The following is a 19644-nucleotide window of genomic DNA, read 5'->3' on the forward strand; positions in this document are numbered from 1 at the left end:
ATTACGATTTTTCTTAAAGGTTACTTTTATTTATTATCTAATTACTTTTAACTTTATAAAGAAACTTATCTCATTACCAACACATTCGGCCCATATACTACCATTATGAAGTTCTACTATATTTTTAGAAATAGCAAGGCCAAGACCACTTCCTTTGGTATTAGAATTTCTAGCTTCATCTACTCTATAAAATCTATCAAATAGTCTCTCCACTTTTTCTTTTGGTATATGTTCTCCTCTATTTTTTATAGTAATGTTTACAAATCCATTATTTTCATATGCAGATACTATTACACTTCCTGGCTTAAAAGAATATTTAATGGCATTTGAAAATAGATTTTCAAAGACTCTAACCATTTTCCCGGCATCTATTTCTACCATACATTTTTCATCTACAAACTTTTTAACTACTTCTATTTCATTTTCTTCAAATACAGGAATATACTCTTCTATTATTTGAGATAAGAATTCAACTATATTTACTTTGTTTTTTCTCAAAACTATTCCTTTATTGTTGAGTTTTGTATATTCAAATAAATCTTCTATTAATTCCTTAAGTTGATTAGATTTATTAAATGCTATATTCAAATACTCCTTCATCATATTTTCATCTTCATATTTTCCATCTTTGACAAGTCCTATATATCCCATTACAGATGTTAAAGGAGTTCTTAAATCATGTGAAACATTTGTTATAAGCTCACTTTTAGTCTTTTCAGCTCTTCTTTCCGCATCAATTCTATTTTCTATTTCCGATGCCATATTATTTATATTTTCAGCTAATTTCTTTATTTCATCTTTTCCCTTTTCTTCTATCCTATATGATAAATCCCCATTCGATATAATTCTTACACCTGACGCTATTTCTTCTATATACTTCATTTTCTTATTTGTTATTATAATAAATATTGATATAAACATAATAACTGATAACACAAGCGCCAAAAATGAATTTTCATCCACATAATAGTCATATGATATATAAGGAGTAGGTATCTTTGAGTATATTAGATAAGCCCTGTCCGCTCCTATATTTACTGGATAAAGAAATACTCGTTCGCTTCCATCTTCTGCTACAGAATTGCTTTTATCTATGATTGCATATATATCTAATTTTTCTTGAAATTCACCATTGACCTTAAATAATATTTTCCCATCTAAATCAGTCAAGTAAATTTTAGCTTTACCATCATTGTATCTGTTTAATAATTCTTTTATTTGTTCTTCTTCTTTAAGACCCTCTATTTTATATCCATATTCTCCACTTAATTCCTTTGCAATAGAATTAGCATGTGACTGAACTTCTCCAATATCATATTCAAGATTAGTTATTGTTTTATTTTTCGATAAGACATTGTTAGCAAATCCATAAAACATAAAAGCAGCTAAAAAACATATTGCAAAAACAAGCATTAATTCAAATCGTATACTCTTTTCTATTCTTATATAAATCCACTCTAAAACCTCTCTAATTTTAACTCCTAGTATTGAATTATAAAGTTTACAAAAAATCTTTAAGATTAAGTTTCTTATTCCCTTTATAAGCCCAACTCTTTCTTTCTTAACTTTCTCTTTTTTAGACTTCTTCTTACCTATCAATTTTATAGCCTACCCCCCATACAGTCTTTATGAATTTCGGCTTTCTTGAATCCTCTTCTATCTTTTCTCTTACCTTCCTTATATGAACCATAACTGTATTATCAGACTGCATAAACTCTTGTTTCCAAACGCTGTTATATATATTTTCAATACTAAATACTTTTCCTCTATTTTCACCAAGTAGAACTAATATATCAAATTCTGTTGGGGTAAGTTTTATTTCTTCACCATCTTTAAAAACTTCATGAGTTTCTAGATTTATACTTATCTCATCAATCTCCAATACATTGTCTTGTTTAACTATTAATTCTTCCTTAGTGGATGTATTATTAAACCTCTTATATCTCCTTAGTTGTGATTTTACCCTAGCTACTAATTCTAATGGATTAAATGGTTTCGTTAAATAATCATCCGCTCCAGTATTTAACCCTAATATCTTATCCATATCCTCAGACTTTGCAGATAACATTATTATAGGCATTTCTCTTTCTTCTCTTATTTTCAAACAAGCTTCAATACCATTTACCTTCGGCATCATTATATCTAAAATTATTAAATCCACTTCATTATTTGAAAGGATATCTAACGCTTCTTTACCATTTTCAGCCTTTATTGTATCGTATCCCTCACCCTTTAAATATATATCTATTAAATCCCTAATTTCCTTTTCATCGTCAACTATTAATATTTTCTCTTTGCTCAAAAAAATCCACTCCTCTCTACTTCTAAAATTAGTTTACCATAAAAGAAGAATTCTTTTAATTTCTGCTCTCACTATTTATCTATATTGTAGCGAAAATATCTTAATTTTAAACTTTATAATTTCTTAAAAAAACCTTAATATATCGGTATCCATTAGGAGTAGTTTGGAAACTTATCGATACGCTTTCATTTAAATAAATCAATCACTAAGCCAATTAATAAAAGAATACATATACTTATTAACGAAAAAATATATCAACTGATAAATAAATCATTAATTAAATACTAAATTAATTTATTAAGTGAATTTATTTCTAAAAAATATATAATGATAATTTTCAATAAGATTCCTTCAAACAATTTTGAAAATTAATACCTAATTACATGTGTAAATTCTATTTTCTATTAATTACTTGATACTTCATATTCAAACATTCAATAACACGTATATCATTCTTGTTACTATAGTAATCTGTTTTAAAAAATTGTTGTTTTTTAAAATTAAATTCAAAAAGTATAATATTCTTTGATTAAAGTCTGAATTTTATGTAGAAAATTTAAATAAATAAATTATATGTATATTTATTAATAAATCAGTTCAACTAATCTCATTATAATTAAAGGAGAGAAAAATATGAAAGTATCATCATCACTATGTAGTTATGCTAATTGTGAAATTAATAGTAAATTTAAACAAGTAGATCTGTATCTTAACGAATTATCTATTATTGATATTTTAAAAGATAAAGAAATAAGAACTTGTCCTAATTGTAATTCTAATAACTTTATAAAATATGGCAAATACAGGGGACTACAAAGATTTAAATGCCTCAATAAGAATTGTGGTAAAACTTTTTCTAAAAAAACAAATTCCATGTTCAGTAATTCGAAGAAGCCATTGGATCTTTGGTTAAAATATTTAATTCTCATGAACAATGAATTTTCTCTTAGAAAGTGCTCCGCTATTTTAGGAATCAATTTAGCTACTTCTTTTTATTGGAGACATAAATTCTTAATTACTCAAACATCAAATAACTATAATATATTAAAAAATTATGTAGAAATTAGTAAAATAATTATTAAAGAAAACTTTAAGGGAGATAGAAAAGCTAGATACTATAATAAAGAAAATATCTTTATAGCTTGTGCAATGGATAGTAATAAATCACTCATTTCTAAAGCAATTAGTAGAAGATCGATCTCTTTAGAAGCCATAAATAAAAACTTCTCTCAAAACCTAGATAAATCTTCAGTTATATCTGCTTATAATGACAGGTATTTTGATATTTATGCAAAAAAACATAATGATACAATCCTTCCGCTATCATCAAAAGTTATTTTAAAAGTTATTAACCAATTAGCCTCAAATAATCTAACACCTTCAAATATTGTGTCAATAAAAAATATAAATAAAAAATTACCTTCTAACAGCATTTTTATACATACATTTTCTTTAAATATAAAAAAGTGGTTAGTAAGGTTTAGAGGTGTTGCTACTAAGTATTTGGAAAATTATTTGAATTGGCATATACTCGATTTTAAGAATGATTATAAAACTTATTCACTAAATCAAATTTTACTATTTAAAAACTTATCCTTTAAATCAACTTATATAAAAACCAAAAACTTTTCTGACTTCAAATTAATATATCAATATAATTCAACAGGCAATTATTAAATTTTTCCCAATCTCACTATAACTATCTGCTTTAAATATTTTATAAAATCATGTATTTTAAATACTAATTCTTGTGCAAATAAACTCTATATTAAGACATTAATTAAAGAGAGTTCTTGATTTAATAAAAAAAGAACCCTAATAATATATAGTAGAAATTTTCAAATTAATATTGTTAAATAGCACTTTTTAGATTTTAAAAATACTCAAACAAAAACTTTACTTGTTTTAACAACAATTTTTAAAACACATTCATATAGTTTATTTAACTGTGAACAACTCTTTATATATGCAATAGCCTTTCTTATTAAATTAAAACAAAAAAATAATTGATTTTTTATATGATACTTGAATATTAGTCTTAATCCTAAGATTAAAACTACTAATAAGCTTACAACTAAAGATATCACTAAAATATAATCAAATATTTTAAGATAATCTATTTAGTTTTCCTCCGATATAATTTTTTCGTTTAATATATTTCTTAACTCATTTATATCTTCTTTAGTTAGATTATCTGCTTTCACAAAGCTTAGTATCATTTCATTCAATGATCCATTAAATACCTTTTTTATAAATGAATTGCTTTCCTCTTTAATACACTCTTCTTCTGATACAAGTGGAAAATAGAAATATTCCTTTCCAAGTTTTTTAAAGCTTATAGCATCTTTGTTTAACAATCTACTTATAAGACTTTTTACAGTTGTGTTTTTCCAAGATTGTTTGCCTTTAAGATTTTCAATAATCTCACTTGATGTTGCTTCTCCTAAAACCCATATTATTTTCATAACTTCCCATTCTGCATCAGATATTTTAGGTAATTTCCCCATAAACCTCTCCCCCATCTTTAATTACATTCGTAATTTATAATTTAAGTTTACGAATGTAATCCTTAACTGTCAATATATAACTGTAAATATCTTATTAATATTATTTTCATATTTGGAACCATATAAATTTTAACATTATATGGCCTTAAATATTATGTAACTTATAAATATTATGTAACTTATAAATATTATATTACTTTTAATATTCCCTAGTTTTTAATATTCCCCAGCTTTTCAAAATTCTCTAGATTTAAAAAATTATAGAATTATTTAGATATTATTAATCCTTAAATAAATTAATTAATACTACCTAAATCTCTATAAATATTAATCAAAATAAAAAAGCGCTAACTAAGATTAATTTTTCTTAGTTAGCGTTTCTTTAAACTTGAAATAGAAATAATAATAAATCTAAAGCATTCCAAATGCTAGTACTAAAGCACCAAATACTATTGATACCATAGACATAAGCTTAATTAATATATTTATTGATGGTCCTGTAGTGTCTTTAAATGGATCACCTACTGTATCTCCTACCACAGCAGCTTTATGACAATCTGATCCTTTACCACCTAAAACTCCTGATTCTATATATTTTTTTGCATTATTCCATGCTCCACCTGAATTTGACATCATTATTGCAACTGCAAAACCAGTAACTGTGGAACCTGCTAATAATCCTGCAACACCATTTGGTCCTAATAATAATCCAACTACAAGAGGTGTAACGATAGCTATTATAGCTATTGTTACAAGTTCTTTTTGAGCTGATTTTGTACAAATATCAACGCAAGAAGCATAATCCGGTTCTGATTTTCCATCCATAAGCCCAGGTATTTCTTTAAATTGTCTTCTTACTTCTACTACTATTTTAGAAGCGGCTCGACCAACCGCATCCATTGTCTTTGAAGAAAATAAAAATGTAACCATTCCTCCAATAAATAATCCTATAAGAACTTGGGGATTTAATATAGATAAATTAAATTCAAAGTTATAAGCTCCACTTTTCACCATGTTTTCAATAGAGTCCTTATATGCTGCTATAAATGCAAGGGCAGTAAGAGCTGCTGAGCCTATAGCAAAACCTTTTCCTGTTGCTGCTGTTGTATTTCCTAGTGAATCTAATGCATCTGTCCTTCTTCTAACCTCAGGGGCTTGATTTGACATTTCAGCAATTCCTCCTGCATTATCTGCAATTGGACCATAGGCATCAGTTGCTAGAGTTATTCCTAAGGTCGATAACATACCTACTGCTGAAATGGCTATACCATATAACCCCAAGTTAAAATCATTTGATCCACCTGACAATTTGAAGCTTATTAAAACTGATATAGAAACTATAATTACTGGAATTGCAGTTGATATCATTCCTAATGATAATCCACCTATTATAGTAGTTGCTGGTCCAGTTTTAGTCATATCAGCTAATTTTTTTGTTGGGCTATAGTTATCCGAAGTATAGTATTCTGTAAAAAATCCTATTAATATTCCAGCTATAAGACCTGATAGTATACTAAAATAAATTCCTATATTTTCAGATCCTAATACAGTTTTAACTATAAAAAATGATCCTACAGCTACAATAATTGATGATATATACACACCTCTTCTTAAAGCACTTAAAAGATTCTTCTGAGTTGCATCTTCTTTTGCCTTAACAAAAAATGTAGAAAAAATAGATGCTAATACGCCTAAAGTTGCAACTAATAAAGGAACCGCTACCCCCTTGGTGGATAAACCTGCCGCTACTGCTAAAGCACATGATGAAACTAGTGAACCTACATAAGATTCATATAAATCTGCTCCCATACCAGCAACATCACCTACATTATCACCTACATTATCTGCTATTACTGCTGGATTTCTTGGATCGTCCTCAGGAATTCCTATTTCAACTTTTCCAACTAAATCAGCTCCAACATCAGCTGCCTTAGTAAATATTCCTCCACCAACTCTTGCAAATAGAGCCATAGAAGAAGCTCCAATACCAAATGTTAGTATATTTGTTGTAATTTGAACTACACGTTCTGCTTCAACTAAATCTCTATAATACCAATCCAAGAAAAAATAACCAACGCCTATATAAAGTAATCCTAGAGAAACAACTACTATTCCAATTACAGACCCACTTTTGAAAGCAATCTTCAATGCTCCATTTAAACTTTTTTTAGCTGCAGTAGTTGTCCTTGCATTTGCATTTGTTGCAACCTTCATTCCAATAAATCCACTAAGTCCTGATAAAAATCCTCCAATAACAAAAGAAAAAGGTACAAATATTGATACATAATCAAAAAGGCTCAAAACTAAAAAGATAATAAACATTAATATAAAGAATATAGCTACCCCTTTATATTGCCTTGTCAGATATGCATTAGCTCCCTTTCTAATTTTAATTGATATGCTTTTTACCTTCCCTTCTCCTTCATCTTCTTTTAGTATTGTGTATGCTTGATAAGCTGCAAAGATTAAACCTAAGACAGATCCAAGTAAAACTAAGAAAATGAAATTCATTATAATTCCTCCTATTTTATTAATATAGATATATTAACTTCACTTTATTATACGTTTCAAACTTCTGGAAAATACTCAAATTAAATATAAATTTGATATAAATATTATCCTTATTATCATTTATATTAATAAAAAAGCTAATATATAAATTTTCCTCCTCAACCACTTTTCTCAAGATTGATACAACATTGTATAATTCTATACTTCCATACATAAAAAAATAGGTATGATTATTTTTACAAATCATACCTATCCATATATTTTATATTTTGTCTCTATCTTTTATAGTTTACCTATATATTTTATACTTAAGAAATTTATATTTTTATATTTTACACATATATTGAATTTTTTATTTCTTCAATGAATGTTCTATTATCATATCTATAAATTCAGAATAGCTTATTCCTTTTTCTCCTGCACTTTGAGGGAAAAGACTAGTTGCTGTCATTCCTGGTAAAGTATTAACTTCTAGTACATATGGAACTCCTTCTTCTGTAATTATCATATCAATTCTAGAATATACAGAACATTTTAAAGCTTTATATGTGCTAAGTGCCATCTTTTCTACTTCAGTGTGAATATCTTTTTCTAAGTTTATTGCGTAATGCTCAGCTCCATTAGCAGAATACTTTTGCTCATAATCATAGAAATCAGTTTTAGCCTTTATAGCAAGTACTGGGAACATTTCATTTTCAAATACAGGACAAGTTATTTCATCACCTTTTATAAATTCTTCGATCATAACTTCATTGTCCCACTTTAAACCTTCTATAACTGCATTTTCAACATCTTCTTTTTTTGTTATTTTAAATGTTGCAACACTTGATCCTCCATTAGTTGGCTTTATAAATACTGGATATCCCATTTCTTCTATTGCAGCATAATCAATTTCTTCTACTGATCTAACATTTAACCATCTTGCAGTTCTTATTCCATTTGCTTTTAAGATTGTTTTTGTTAAATCCTTATCCATGCATAATGAACTGCTTAATGTATTACAACCTGAATATGGTATTCCTAAAGTTTCTAATACTGCTTGAACTGTACCATCTTCTCCAAACTTTCCATGTAAGGCTAATAATGCAAAATCTATATCTTTTACCTTTTCTATTACATCTTCCTTTTTATCTATAACAACTGGAATAACTTCATACTTTTCCTTGTTTATATGTTGCATAATAGAGTTACCACTATTTAATGATACTTCTCTTTCTGAAGATATTCCACCCATTAAAACTCCAACTCTCATAACAAGTCCTCCATTTTACTATAAAATTTACTGATTTAAATCTTTAATTATTATATCACTATACAGTCTATGATTAAAGTAATAATAGTAAACTAAAAATAAAAATTCCATTCCATTGCTTACAAATAGTAATTCTATCATAGTAGACTATAAGTATCCTCCTCCTAATAGAATTATATTAAAATTCAAAGTTACTATAACCACCTAAAGTATAAAAGAGATGTAAAACAACTAAATTTTACATCTCTTTTATTATTACTTTTATTATTAATTGAATGATTATTATTCTAAATATATTTATGTAGAAACTTTATAATTATTTTCATAAATTTATTTTTTGATTCTTTTTAATTTAAAACTCAATTTAGCTTTATAACTATTCTTACTTACTTCTTTTTTGAATCTTTCTTTTTAATTTCTTTTTTCTTAACTTCTTTATAATACTTACATTGTTTTGTTAAGTTACAAATCTCACATTTTGGATTTCTAGCAATACAACATCTTCTTCCATGGAAAATTAATAAATGATGCGCTAAACTCCATTCCTTTTTAGGCAGCTCTTTTTGTAGTTGTTTTTCTACTTCTAATACATTATCAGAATCAGCAAGTCCTAATCTATTTGAAACTCTAAATACATGAGTATCTACAGCTATAGATGGCACTCCAAAAGCATTTGATAATACTACATTTGCAGTTTTTCTACCTGCTCCAGCTAATGAAGTTATTCCTTCCATAGTATTTGGCACTTCTCCATTAAACTTTTCTTTAAGTTGATTACACATCATTATTAGATTTTTTGCTTTACTTCTATATAATCCAATTTGTTTTATTCTTTCTTCTAGTTCCTCCACTGTAAGAGTTAAAAAAGCATCTAAATCTGGATAATCCCTAAACAAAGTTTCAGTTACTTCATTTACTTTTTTATCAGTTGTTTGAGCTGAAAGTATAGTAGCAACTAAAAGTTGAAATGCAGATTCATGATTTAATTCACACTTTGCATCTGGATAATCATCCTTTAATGTTTCTAATATTACTTTTGTTCTTTGCTTCATAAAATCACCTATTTATATATCCCTCTATATTTTTCAGGTAGCAAGTTTGCAATAGACTTCATTATATATATCATGGATCTTTCATCAAATTCGTGCTTATCTTCATCTTTTTCTTTTACAGGTAATGTTATAGGGTCTCCAATTTTAATACTTACATCCGCATAATTAAATTTTTCTCCACCCATATCACCATCTTTATTTATAGGCAAAAGAATTTCAGTTCCATGCATACCAATTGGTATAATTTGAGCCTTTGTCATTCTTGCTATTAATAGTATTCCTTTTTTTCCTTCAATCATAGATCCAGTTCTACTTCTTGTTCCTTCTGGGAAAATAACTAAATTTTCTCCGCCTCTAACAAGCTTAACTATCTTTGTAATAGCCTCTTTATCTGCTGAGTTAGGTTTAATACCCACATTCTTAATCATAGCCGTTCCTAGTCTAGTTACAGGATCATTTGAAAGTTTTACTCCTGCAACAAATGTTGGATCATACTTTTCTCTAAGTACTTTATCCAATATTAAACCATCAGCATTACTCAAATGATTACATATAAATATTTTAGGACCATTTGCCTTTTCAATATTTTCAAATCCCTCTATTTTAATATTTGCATATTTTTTAAAATATTTGTTTACAATAACTTTTGTTATCTTCACTACTACTGATTCTGGTAATATGTTTATTACCTTTACTAATGTTGGTGATAACATTAATCTCCCTCACTTCCTATTGTTATATGTAATATTATATTTTATTACTATTTAAAAGTCTATCAACATAATCTTTTAAATAGGGCGAATCAGTTTTTATATCACTTATATCCCCATTATTATGCCTAATTTTAATTAAAGCATTCCTTTTCAAAACATTTTTTCCTCTCCATCCACAAGATGTATTTAGAAATGTTTCTTTAAATTCTCTAGTATTTATACTAGCTAACTCAAGTGCATTTTCCTTATTCATAAACTCAAAAGGATAAAAATCACTTATATTTGAAAAACCTTTATCTTCATTATAAGGACAACAGTTTTGACAACTATCACAGCCAAAAACTCTTCCCTTTAATAATTTTATATGCTTATCTTCTAAATCCTTTTTTTGAGTAAAATATGAAACGCATATATTGCTATTTTTCTTATAAGCATTTATAGACTTACTAGGACAGCTTTTGTAGCAGTTAACACATTCTCCACATTCTTTAAAAAGAGAAATTTCATTAAAATTTCTTTCATCATCACAATTTATTTCTAAATCAGTTATTATTTCTCCTAAAAATACATAAGAACCATACTTTTCAGTAATAATCATATTGTTCTTACCTATAAATCCAACCCCTGCTAAATATGCTATATATCTTTCTGGTAAAAAGTTGCTATCAACAAATGAACTTGCTTTTCCACCAAGCACCTCTATGTATTCACATATTTTACTTAAATATGACTTTACTACTTTATGATAATCTTTTCCTCTTGTATAAACTGAAAAGCCATTATCAACATAATTTATATCATGAAGATAAGGGAAAGCTATTGATATAATAGTTTTCCCTTCATTCATATAATTAAAAGGATTTATCCTCTTTTCAATATCTTTTTCTTCAAACTCATTTTCAAGACCTTGTTTTCTTCTTTCATAAAAAAAATCCTTAAGTTCTGTAAACTCCCTACATCTTATAAATCCTAAAGTATCTAGTCCTAATGAGTTACAATAATTAATTATATCTTCTTTTATCATAACGAACCTCTGTATAATTATATCACTTAACATATCACTGAACATATCACTGAACATATCACTTAACATATTCATAAACATATTAATTCTATATAATCATGCTCTCTTTTTTATATTGTACTTTTTATATAATATCTAACTACTTTATTAATTAAATTTTCTTCTGTAGATAGTATAATATATAATAATTAACCTCTATTTAATAATAAACTTTTATATAATCATGTTATTATATATTGTCTTTTTATTTCCATCTTCATCTACTACTTCAATTATATCATTAATATTTTTAATTATATTTCTTCCTGCGCAACCAACAACAGTGGCTTTTTCAGGAACTTCCTTTAAAACTACAGTATTTGCTCCAACTCTAGATCCCTTTTTCAAAGTTATTGGACCTAGTACCTTTGCTCCAGCTCCAATTATTACATCATCTTCTACAGTTGGATGTCTCTTACCTTTTTCTTTTCCAGTGCCACCTAAAGTTACTCCGTGATATATTGTAACATTGTTTCCTATTTCACTTGTTTCCCCAATTACTACTCCCATCCCATGATCTATAAATAAGCCTTTTCCAATTATAGCTCCTGGATGGATTTCTATTCCAGTAAAAAATCTAGCTAATTGCGATAATAGTCTAGCACAAAAAAATCTTTTATGCTTATATAAAAAATGTGCAATTCTATATGCAATTAAAGCATGAATACATGGATATAATAAAAGTACTTCTACTTTACTTCTTGCAGCTGGGTCTTTTTCTAATATATTATTTATGTCATATCTTAAATTTTTAAACACAGCTATTTTCCTCCCTTTGTTAAAATTACTTATTACTAATTTTAATCGTAAATCCCCATAGATATATATTTTTCTCCACCATCAGGTGCTATCACTAAGACTTTTTTACCCTTTCCAAGTCTTTTAGCTTCTTGAAGTGCTACAAATATAGCCGCTCCTGATGATATGCCTAGTAATATTCCTTCTTTTTCTGCAAACTCTTTTGTCATCTTAAATGCGTCTTCATCTGAAACCTTTATTACTTCATCTATACATTTAGGATTATATATTTCTGGTATAAATCCTGAGCCTAGTCCTTGTATGTTATGGGCCCCTGCTCTTCCTCCACTTAATACTGGTGATTTAAGTGGCTCTACTGCAATAACTTTAATTTTTTTCATCTTCTCTTTTAGTTTATTTCCTACTCCTGTAACAGTTCCACCAGTTCCCACCCCTGCAACAAATGCATCTAACTCATTTATCTCTAAACAAATTTCTTCTGCTGTAGTTTCATAGTGTTTTGTTGAATTTGCTAAATTTTCAAATTGTTGAGGCATAAAATAATTATCTTTCTTTGCAAGCTCTTTTGCCTTTTCTATCGCCCCATTCATTCCTTCTGCTCCATCAGTTAATATAAGTTCTGCTCCATAAGCTTTTATTAAATCTCTTCTTTCTTTGCTCATGCTATCTGGCATTACAATTATAACTTTATATCCTTTTATCCTTCCAATCATAGCTAAAGCTATGCCTGTATTTCCACTTGTTGGCTCTACAATTACTGAACCTTCTTTTAATAATCCCTCTTTTTCAGCCTTTTCAATCATTCCTAAAGCTGCTCTATCTTTGACACTTCCACCTGGATTATATTTTTCTAATTTAACATAAACTTCTGCACTATCCTCATCAACTAGTTTATTCAATTTTAGTATAGGTGTTCTTCCCACTAAATCTAATACGCTATTATATATCATATTTTCCTCCTGTTATTTAAACCAATAATCAAACTATATATTTAATTCACTATATAGTTTATTCTAATATATTAATCTATAATTTATTATAAATTAAAAACTTCGTCTCTAAAATAATATAGAGACGAAGTTAGCTCCGTGGTTCCACTCTAATTAGACTAATAAATTAATCTCACTCATAAATGCAAATTAGTGCATTATCATTATAACGGATGATACCGGAAAGTTCTACTTATTTCAAACCTCAACTCCAAAGTGCACTTCATATAAATTGTAGGTAAAAAGATCTCATCCTTCTTTTCTCTCTGTAACCTTCCTCTATACTACTCTTCTTTTTCATAGTCTTTAATTCTGAGTATTTTAGTAAGTTTTATATTTTCATTATATTCTTAAAGCTTTAATTGTCAACCACTATAATCTTTCTATTTTATCTTTTTCTTCCAAACTGGATATAAAATTTCATCTATTAAATCATGAGTGTTGACAGCTCCTATTAATTTATCTTCTTCATCAATTACTGGTATAGCTAATAAATCATATTTAGCTGCAATTTCTATTGCTTCATCTATATTAACATCATGCCTAATTACATTAATATTTTCATTCATTATATCTTTAACTTTAACATTTGGTTTATTTAATATTAAATCTATTTGACTTATATCTCCTAGTATTCTATCTTCTTCATCTGTAATATAAATCCTATAAAGCTCATCTTCTTCAAGTTCTTCCATTTCCCTTAATATATCAATTATTTCACCAACAGTTATATCTAAGTTAAACGAAATAAAATCTGTACTCATTATACTACCAACAGCTTCATCTTCATAGCTTAATAATTCCTTAACTTCATCTGCATCTTCTTTTTCTAAATTTACTAGGATCTTTTCTCTTTCCTCATCATCTAGTTCATCTAGAATATCTGCAATTTCATCATTTGGCATATTTTCTAGAAGTTCAGCTGCTTTTGTTTCACTTAAGTCTTTTATAATACTTCCCTTATATTCAGGTTCAATTTCTTCTAATGTATCTGCTGCTAAATCTTCATCTAGTGATTCAAAAATTTGCTTTCTTGAGCTTGCATCTAAGTTTTCTAATATATCTGCTAAATCTGCTGGATGAAGAGTTGAAAGCTTTTTATATGGTACTGCTATTTTCAAATTATTATCTACCATTTCTAGTGACTCAACATCATCCCACATTAAAACCCTATCTTCATAGTCTTTTCTAAGCATCTTATAAATAAAGCTACCAAACTTTGCACAATTCGCTCTTCTAAATCTTGCCATAGGACCAGTTTCAACAGCTATTACCCTATATTCTCCTGCAATTTCAGCTATTCTTAAATCATCAACCCTAACTACTTGCTTGCCATTAATATCTACTATTTTTTTATCTAGTAAATGTTCTGATAAAAGGTAAGAATATGTTCTTGGGAGTATTTCTTTACTGCCTCTTGTAACTATTTTTATCCTATTGTCTTGTTGATAAAAATTAATACTCCTAAACTCATAGTGAAAAGTATATCCATCTCTTTTGACTTTATAGCCAATTACCCTTGGATATCCATCCTCAGTAGTTACATAAATATCTTTAAGTTCTCCAAGGCTTTCATCAAACTCGTCATACATCTTTCTTCCTAAGATATTTGTATATAGAAATACTGATAGTTTCTTCATATCTTTTCCTCCTCACTTTTAGAGGAGTAGACAATGAATTAACTATAACAAGATTAATTTATAATGAAGTCCATCTCCTCTAAAACTTTAATATTCAATTTTGATAAGTTACTACTCTGAGGGACACCCTCCATTTTAAATTCACCCCTTATTTATTTAGAATAAATATTATTTTATTTTATTATACATATAATCTCCAATACTATATTATATTAAAATACCCCAAAAAGGCAACCTTTTTAAGAATGCAAAATTTAAAATGAATAATTAAAAATAGAAGGCTGATGACAATTTGTCATCAGCCTTCTATTTTTAATGTAAAATTTAAAATTAAAAATTTTACATTCTAGTTTGAATTAACTATTTATTTAAATGTAAATATAGATTTAAGTAAACAAAATAATATTAATACTTCACCAATTATTGGATAAGGATATATACTTACCCCTCCTAATAACAAAATATATTCTACTATATATAAAAATAAACTTACTAGCAGCAGTCTCATACCAACTTTATTACAAAATGGCTTATCCAAATTAATTAATATAAACACTGCTAAAGAAGCTAATATAATTAAATATATTAAAATTGGTATCATTCCATTTTCTAAAGAAATAATAAATCCAAAATTATTAGTTATACTTATACTAAATTTATATGTATATACTAATACAACATATAGTAAACCTAAGATTATCATAAAAATATAATTTCTATTAAACTTTAACTTTTCATTTCTTAAAAAAATATACAAAGCTGAAAGTATAATTAAAGGAATACTAAAGTAATTAAGCAGGACATAGTATTTCAAAAAATATATTATTCCTTGCTTTTCTATGATTACTCCACATAATAAAACTAAGCATCTTAATATTAATGGCATTAATGAGATACTTACAAATAATTTAATCTTTTTGGGTGATAAATCTATATTCTTTTTTTCTAGATATAAAATAAATGTAATTATAAATAACAAAAGACATAAATAGCTAAACTCTAACAATTGTTACTCCTACCTTTTTATATTACTGCTACTTATAATTATTAAAAAAAATTTCATTTTATTCTAGTTTTATGCTATTTTACACCTAAAATTTTTAATCCACCTTTTATACATTTTATATGAAGTGGAAACTCTGGCCCTTTTTCTCCATCAATATCTGTTCCGATATCTTCGTGAGATTCAATATATAAATTATTTGTTTTAAAATAAATAACATTATCTGAATCTAAATGCTCACCTTTTAGTACTTTCACAAATAGAGGTATTAATTCTATTATTGGTATGGCCTTAAATATTATAACATCAAGCTGTCCATCTGTTGCATCTGCTCTTGTAGCTAATTTAAAATTACCTGCTGTTTGACCATTAAATACTAACATGAAGTACATTTTCCCCTCATATTCCATTTCATCTGATTTGATTTTTATATCAAGCTTTCTAAAGTTCGGTAATTCTTCTAGTCCCTTCAAATAATATGCAAGTTTACCTATTGTATTTTTTAAATTTACATCTGTTTTTTGTGAAACATCTGTAAATAAGCCTGTACTTGCTACATTTACAAAATACTTATCGTTTATACTTCCTAAATCTACTGCTGTAACTTCAGAAGATAATATTTGTCTGCATGCTTTTGAAACATCTGAAGGCATTCCTAAAAATTTACCAAAATCGTTAGCTGTTCCAACTGGCAATATTCCTATTGGAACTGAAACACCGCACTTAGTCATTGCATTGACTACATTGTCTATTGTTCCATCTCCACCAGCGATTAAAACGTAATAGTAGTTATTTTCCTTAAAATCATTAAAAGCATTTATAACATCCACTTCTTTATCTATTCTATATGGGACAATCGTGTATCCTGCTTCTTGGTGTATTTTTATAACCTTATCTAGCTGATCTAATATTAGGTTTTCTCCTGAGTATGGGTTATAAATAAATTTTACCTTTTTCACATTACCCCTCCTAGGTTAATTTTATATTATATTCCAATTATAAAAACTCTATAATTCCATACAATAAGTATATATAGTATATTACTATATTTTACATATAAATCAAATTAAATATTAGCCGGATTTCTTAATTTTATCTTAATAATTAAATTAATCTTTAAATATCTTATATTTAATAGAAATCTATGATATAATATTGCATTGATAATAAAGCATAAAAGAAATAAAAATCTTTATGTTTTAAAAACCAGGAGTGATTTTATGAAAAAAAGTTGTATTCCAAATGTTTTTACATTTATTAATTTATCATGTGGCATAATATCTATTTTATACACTTTTGAAAAAAATTATTTATTTGCCTGCTTCTTTATAATAATAGCAGCACTTGTAGATAGATATGACGGAAGAGTAGCAAGATGGTTAAATGTTTCTAGTGAACTAGGAAAAGAGTTAGATTCACTAGCTGATTTAGTTTCCTTCGGAGTTGCACCATCTATACTTACATTCTTAATGTATGATTTAGCAAAAGTAGGACCAGCTGGAATAATAGGTACTGCTGTATTATTAGCTTTCCCTATATGTGGAGCTTACAGATTGGCTAGGTATAATACTTCCACATTTGATGGAGTTTTTACTGGAATTCCTATAACTATTGCAGGAAGTTTTATGGCTGTTTTTGTATTTTTTACACTAAACCATAGATTAACTCCATGGATTCCAATTATACTTTTAATGGTAGGTTCTTATCTTATGGTAAGTACATTTAAATTAAAGAAACTTTAGTCACAAAGATAGTAAAAACAAAAAAGCTATTTCAATTAATATTGGAATAGCTTTACTTTTTTACTCTTCATCTTCTCTTTCTGAATTATCAAAATCTAATTCATAATCTATTTCTGTTAATATATTATCTTTATTTGTTTTTTCATCTATATATTGTTTCTTTATCTTACAATACTTTGTATATGAACTACTACATTCCTCTAGTGTTTTTATTATTTCATCTATTATATCACCTAGCTCATCTGCTCTTTCTACAGCATCTTTTACATGACTTTTCTTGGCTTCTGATATATTATTTAATTCATTTGCCCCACCAATTAATAGCCTATAAGAGTTGACCATAGAGCTAAGTAAATTAGTCAAATTATTAATTTCGTTATATTGATTTTTAATTAAATCTCTGTATGGCAATTAACCACCCCGCATTATAATACATCTGATTATAACTTCACGTACCTATTGTAAATCTTCATTACCTTCTATAATTTTATTTTCTTCTTCAACATTATTTTCTGCCTCAATATTATTATCTTCTTCAGCTTTGTTTTCAGTGATTGTTGTATCTCTTTCTTCTATATTGATATTTTTTTCTTCAATTTCACTTTCTTTTATAAAATTGTTATTTCCAATTTCATTTTCACTTTCTTTTATAAGGTTATTATCTACTATGAAATTATTATTTTCTATGAACTTAGTATCAATAGATTCATTATCTATTAACCTATTCTTCTTTATTACTCTTACAAATTGATTTTCTTCTATAAATCTACTATTTTTATTTTGTATTTCTTGAACAAATTCATTATCTATAGTATTATACATATCTGAATCATGAGCAAAGCTCTCTTTTAATTCTTTATCATTTTTGCAAAATTCTTCTTTATTTATTAATTTACAATTCAAATTTTTTATCTGCTCTTTTAATATGTCCTTTGCATCATTAACTACTTCATTAATTGTTTTTTCAATAGAATTATAGTTCAAATTTTTACAATTTAATGATGCTAAATGTTGATTGTAGATATCTTCAATTTTTCCTATATAATAGTCTATCATTCCATCTATATCTGACTTTGATAAAGGTCTTCTTATATTTGAAATAACATTTTTATAGTTATTATATAATTCTCTAAACTTTCTAACGTATGAATTAAGTAATTTCAAACGCTCTCTTTCACTCATATCAAGACAGCCTGCTTCTCTGAGTTCTTCCATATATCTCATGAATCCTTTTATATAATTTGCAATTTGTTCTTCTATGATTTCTTCCTCTATATTTTTTAATTCACTTTTTAGAACTTCTTCGATTTCTCCTCTAGAATTTCTAGATATACTATATTCTATATCAGCTAACTTTGCTCTACTATTTGGGACACTAAAATCACTTGTCTTTCTTTCTGTATCATATTCCATTGAATCTGTTTCGAAATTATATCTAAACTCTTCACTAAATAATACTGGTACAAAAAACTCCTTAGGTATTGATATAAACATAACTTACCTCCTTAAACATTTGTAATTTTACAATATGGTTTAAAGTAAGCTCTTGGATATTTGCATAAAGGACAAACTAAAGGTGCTTCCTCACCTTCATGGATATATCCACAATTCATACATACCCATAATGAGCCTTTTGGACCTCTAAACATAGTTCCGTCTTCAAGCTTATCATAAAGTGCTTTAAATCTTTTAGCATGATTTTCTTCTGTTTCAGCTAATTCTTTATAAAAATCTGCTATTTCATTAAACCCCTCACTTCTTGCATCTTCCTCAAACTTTTTATATGAATTTTCATATTCATCTGATTCACCTAAAATACAATCTAATAGATTATCTTTAGTGCAACCTATCCTTTTCAAAAATGTTCCAAATACTTCTCTTGCATGAGCTAATTCATTTCCTGAAGTTTCATCAAATATTTCCCCAACCCATTGATATCCATCTAATCTTGCTTTTTCAGCATATAAGGTATATTTAGTTCTTGCTCTAGATTCTCCAGCAAAGGTCTTGTAAAGATTTTGTTCTGTTTTACTTCCCTTAAACTCCATTATAATCTCCTAAAAATTTATACACTTATACATTATGCATTTAATTATTTAAATGTGAACTTA

The 19644-nt window shown here is 27.2% G+C and carries 18 protein-coding genes and 1 other annotated feature; of the genes, 2 read left to right on the forward strand and 16 right to left on the reverse strand.

The annotated features are described in order from the left end of the window. Window positions 1–33: 33 nt before the first annotated feature. Both NSA50_RS15290 and NSA50_RS15295 read right to left on the reverse strand, forming a co-directional pair. Window positions 34–1599, reverse strand: a complete 1566-nt coding sequence (locus NSA50_RS15290; protein ID WP_257446443.1) for a sensor histidine kinase — start codon at window positions 1597–1599, stop codon at window positions 34–36. Beyond that, window positions 1589–2302, reverse strand: coding sequence for a response regulator transcription factor (locus NSA50_RS15295; protein ID WP_257446446.1), 714 nt, complete (start codon window positions 2300–2302; stop codon window positions 1589–1591). The genes NSA50_RS15290 and NSA50_RS15295 overlap by 11 nt, the downstream gene beginning before the upstream one ends. A 633-nt stretch (window positions 2303–2935) precedes the next feature. Here NSA50_RS15295 and NSA50_RS15300 point away from each other — a divergent pair. Then, complete coding sequence (locus NSA50_RS15300; RefSeq protein ID WP_195262819.1) at window positions 2936–3979, forward strand: IS1 family transposase; 1044 nt, start codon at window positions 2936–2938, stop codon at window positions 3977–3979. 443 nt (window positions 3980–4422) lie between these two features. On the opposite strand, the gene NSA50_RS15305 is transcribed toward NSA50_RS15300, so the two are convergent. From NSA50_RS15305 to NSA50_RS15355, 11 genes are all read right to left on the reverse strand, one after another. Further along, window positions 4423–4809: a BlaI/MecI/CopY family transcriptional regulator gene (locus NSA50_RS15305; RefSeq protein ID WP_195262818.1), complete on the reverse strand. Its 387-nt coding sequence runs from the start codon at window positions 4807–4809 to the stop codon at window positions 4423–4425. A gap of 411 nt (window positions 4810–5220) precedes the next feature. Then, window positions 5221–7320 (reverse strand): sodium-translocating pyrophosphatase, encoded by a 2100-nt coding sequence (locus NSA50_RS15310; protein ID WP_257446451.1) that lies wholly within the window; start codon window positions 7318–7320, stop codon window positions 5221–5223. A 352-nt stretch (window positions 7321–7672) separates the two neighbouring features. Further along, complete coding sequence (locus tag NSA50_RS15315; protein ID WP_195262816.1) at window positions 7673–8572, reverse strand: D-alanine--D-alanine ligase; 900 nt, start codon at window positions 8570–8572, stop codon at window positions 7673–7675. A gap of 386 nt (window positions 8573–8958) precedes the next feature. After that, window positions 8959–9624 carry an endonuclease III gene (nth, locus tag NSA50_RS15320; protein ID WP_257446453.1) on the reverse strand — a complete coding sequence of 222 codons (666 nt, stop codon included), beginning with the start codon at window positions 9622–9624 and terminating at the stop codon, window positions 8959–8961. 8 nt (window positions 9625–9632) lie between these two features. Next, a complete protein-coding gene (locus tag NSA50_RS15325; protein WP_195430115.1) occupies window positions 9633–10337 on the reverse strand; it encodes a lysophospholipid acyltransferase family protein in 705 nt (234 codons plus the stop codon). A gap of 34 nt (window positions 10338–10371) precedes the next feature. Continuing rightward, window positions 10372–11361, reverse strand: a complete 990-nt coding sequence (gene queG / locus NSA50_RS15330) for a tRNA epoxyqueuosine(34) reductase QueG (protein WP_257446501.1) — start codon at window positions 11359–11361, stop codon at window positions 10372–10374. 213 nt (window positions 11362–11574) lie between these two features. Then, window positions 11575–12159 (reverse strand): serine O-acetyltransferase EpsC, encoded by a 585-nt coding sequence (epsC, locus tag NSA50_RS15335; protein WP_195262812.1) that lies wholly within the window; start codon window positions 12157–12159, stop codon window positions 11575–11577. Window positions 12160–12200: 41 nt separating this feature from the next. Next, window positions 12201–13109, reverse strand: a complete 909-nt coding sequence (gene cysK / locus NSA50_RS15340; RefSeq protein WP_257446457.1) for a cysteine synthase A — start codon at window positions 13107–13109, stop codon at window positions 12201–12203. Between the two features lie 117 nt (window positions 13110–13226). Next, window positions 13227–13458 (reverse strand) — a binding site (T-box leader). A 73-nt stretch (window positions 13459–13531) separates the two neighbouring features. Further along, a complete protein-coding gene (locus NSA50_RS15345) occupies window positions 13532–14788 on the reverse strand; it encodes a magnesium transporter MgtE N-terminal domain-containing protein (RefSeq protein ID WP_195262810.1) in 1257 nt (418 codons plus the stop codon). 364 nt (window positions 14789–15152) lie between these two features. Beyond that, the gene (locus NSA50_RS15350; protein ID WP_243241950.1) at window positions 15153–15491 is read right to left on the reverse strand and encodes a hypothetical protein; all 339 of its coding nucleotides are present in this window, start codon (window positions 15489–15491) and stop codon (window positions 15153–15155) included. A gap of 377 nt (window positions 15492–15868) precedes the next feature. Beyond that, window positions 15869–16750 (reverse strand): YegS/Rv2252/BmrU family lipid kinase, encoded by an 882-nt coding sequence (locus tag NSA50_RS15355; protein WP_195430102.1) that lies wholly within the window; start codon window positions 16748–16750, stop codon window positions 15869–15871. 261 nt (window positions 16751–17011) lie between these two features. Between NSA50_RS15355 and pssA the strand changes: the two genes are divergently transcribed. Next, window positions 17012–17533 carry a CDP-diacylglycerol--serine O-phosphatidyltransferase gene (pssA, locus tag NSA50_RS15360; RefSeq protein ID WP_195262807.1) on the forward strand — a complete coding sequence of 174 codons (522 nt, stop codon included), beginning with the start codon at window positions 17012–17014 and terminating at the stop codon, window positions 17531–17533. A gap of 60 nt (window positions 17534–17593) precedes the next feature. On the opposite strand, the gene NSA50_RS15365 is transcribed toward pssA, so the two are convergent. Genes NSA50_RS15365 through NSA50_RS15375 form a run of 3 tightly spaced genes read right to left on the reverse strand, consistent with a single transcriptional unit; the run spans window position 17594 to window position 19581 of the window. Beyond that, entirely contained in the window at window positions 17594–17944 is a 351-nt protein-coding gene (locus tag NSA50_RS15365; protein WP_257446462.1) for a hypothetical protein, read from the reverse strand. 45 nt (window positions 17945–17989) lie between these two features. Beyond that, a complete protein-coding gene (locus tag NSA50_RS15370) occupies window positions 17990–19027 on the reverse strand; it encodes a hypothetical protein (protein WP_257446464.1) in 1038 nt (345 codons plus the stop codon). Between the two features lie 11 nt (window positions 19028–19038). Next, window positions 19039–19581, reverse strand: coding sequence for a rubrerythrin family protein (locus tag NSA50_RS15375; protein ID WP_195262804.1), 543 nt, complete (start codon window positions 19579–19581; stop codon window positions 19039–19041). Between the last annotated feature and the right edge of the window lie 63 nt (window positions 19582–19644).

Origin of the sequence: Clostridium mucosae (genome assembly GCF_024622765.1) — a bacterium.
GTDB lineage: Bacteria > Bacillota > Clostridia > Clostridiales > Clostridiaceae > Clostridium.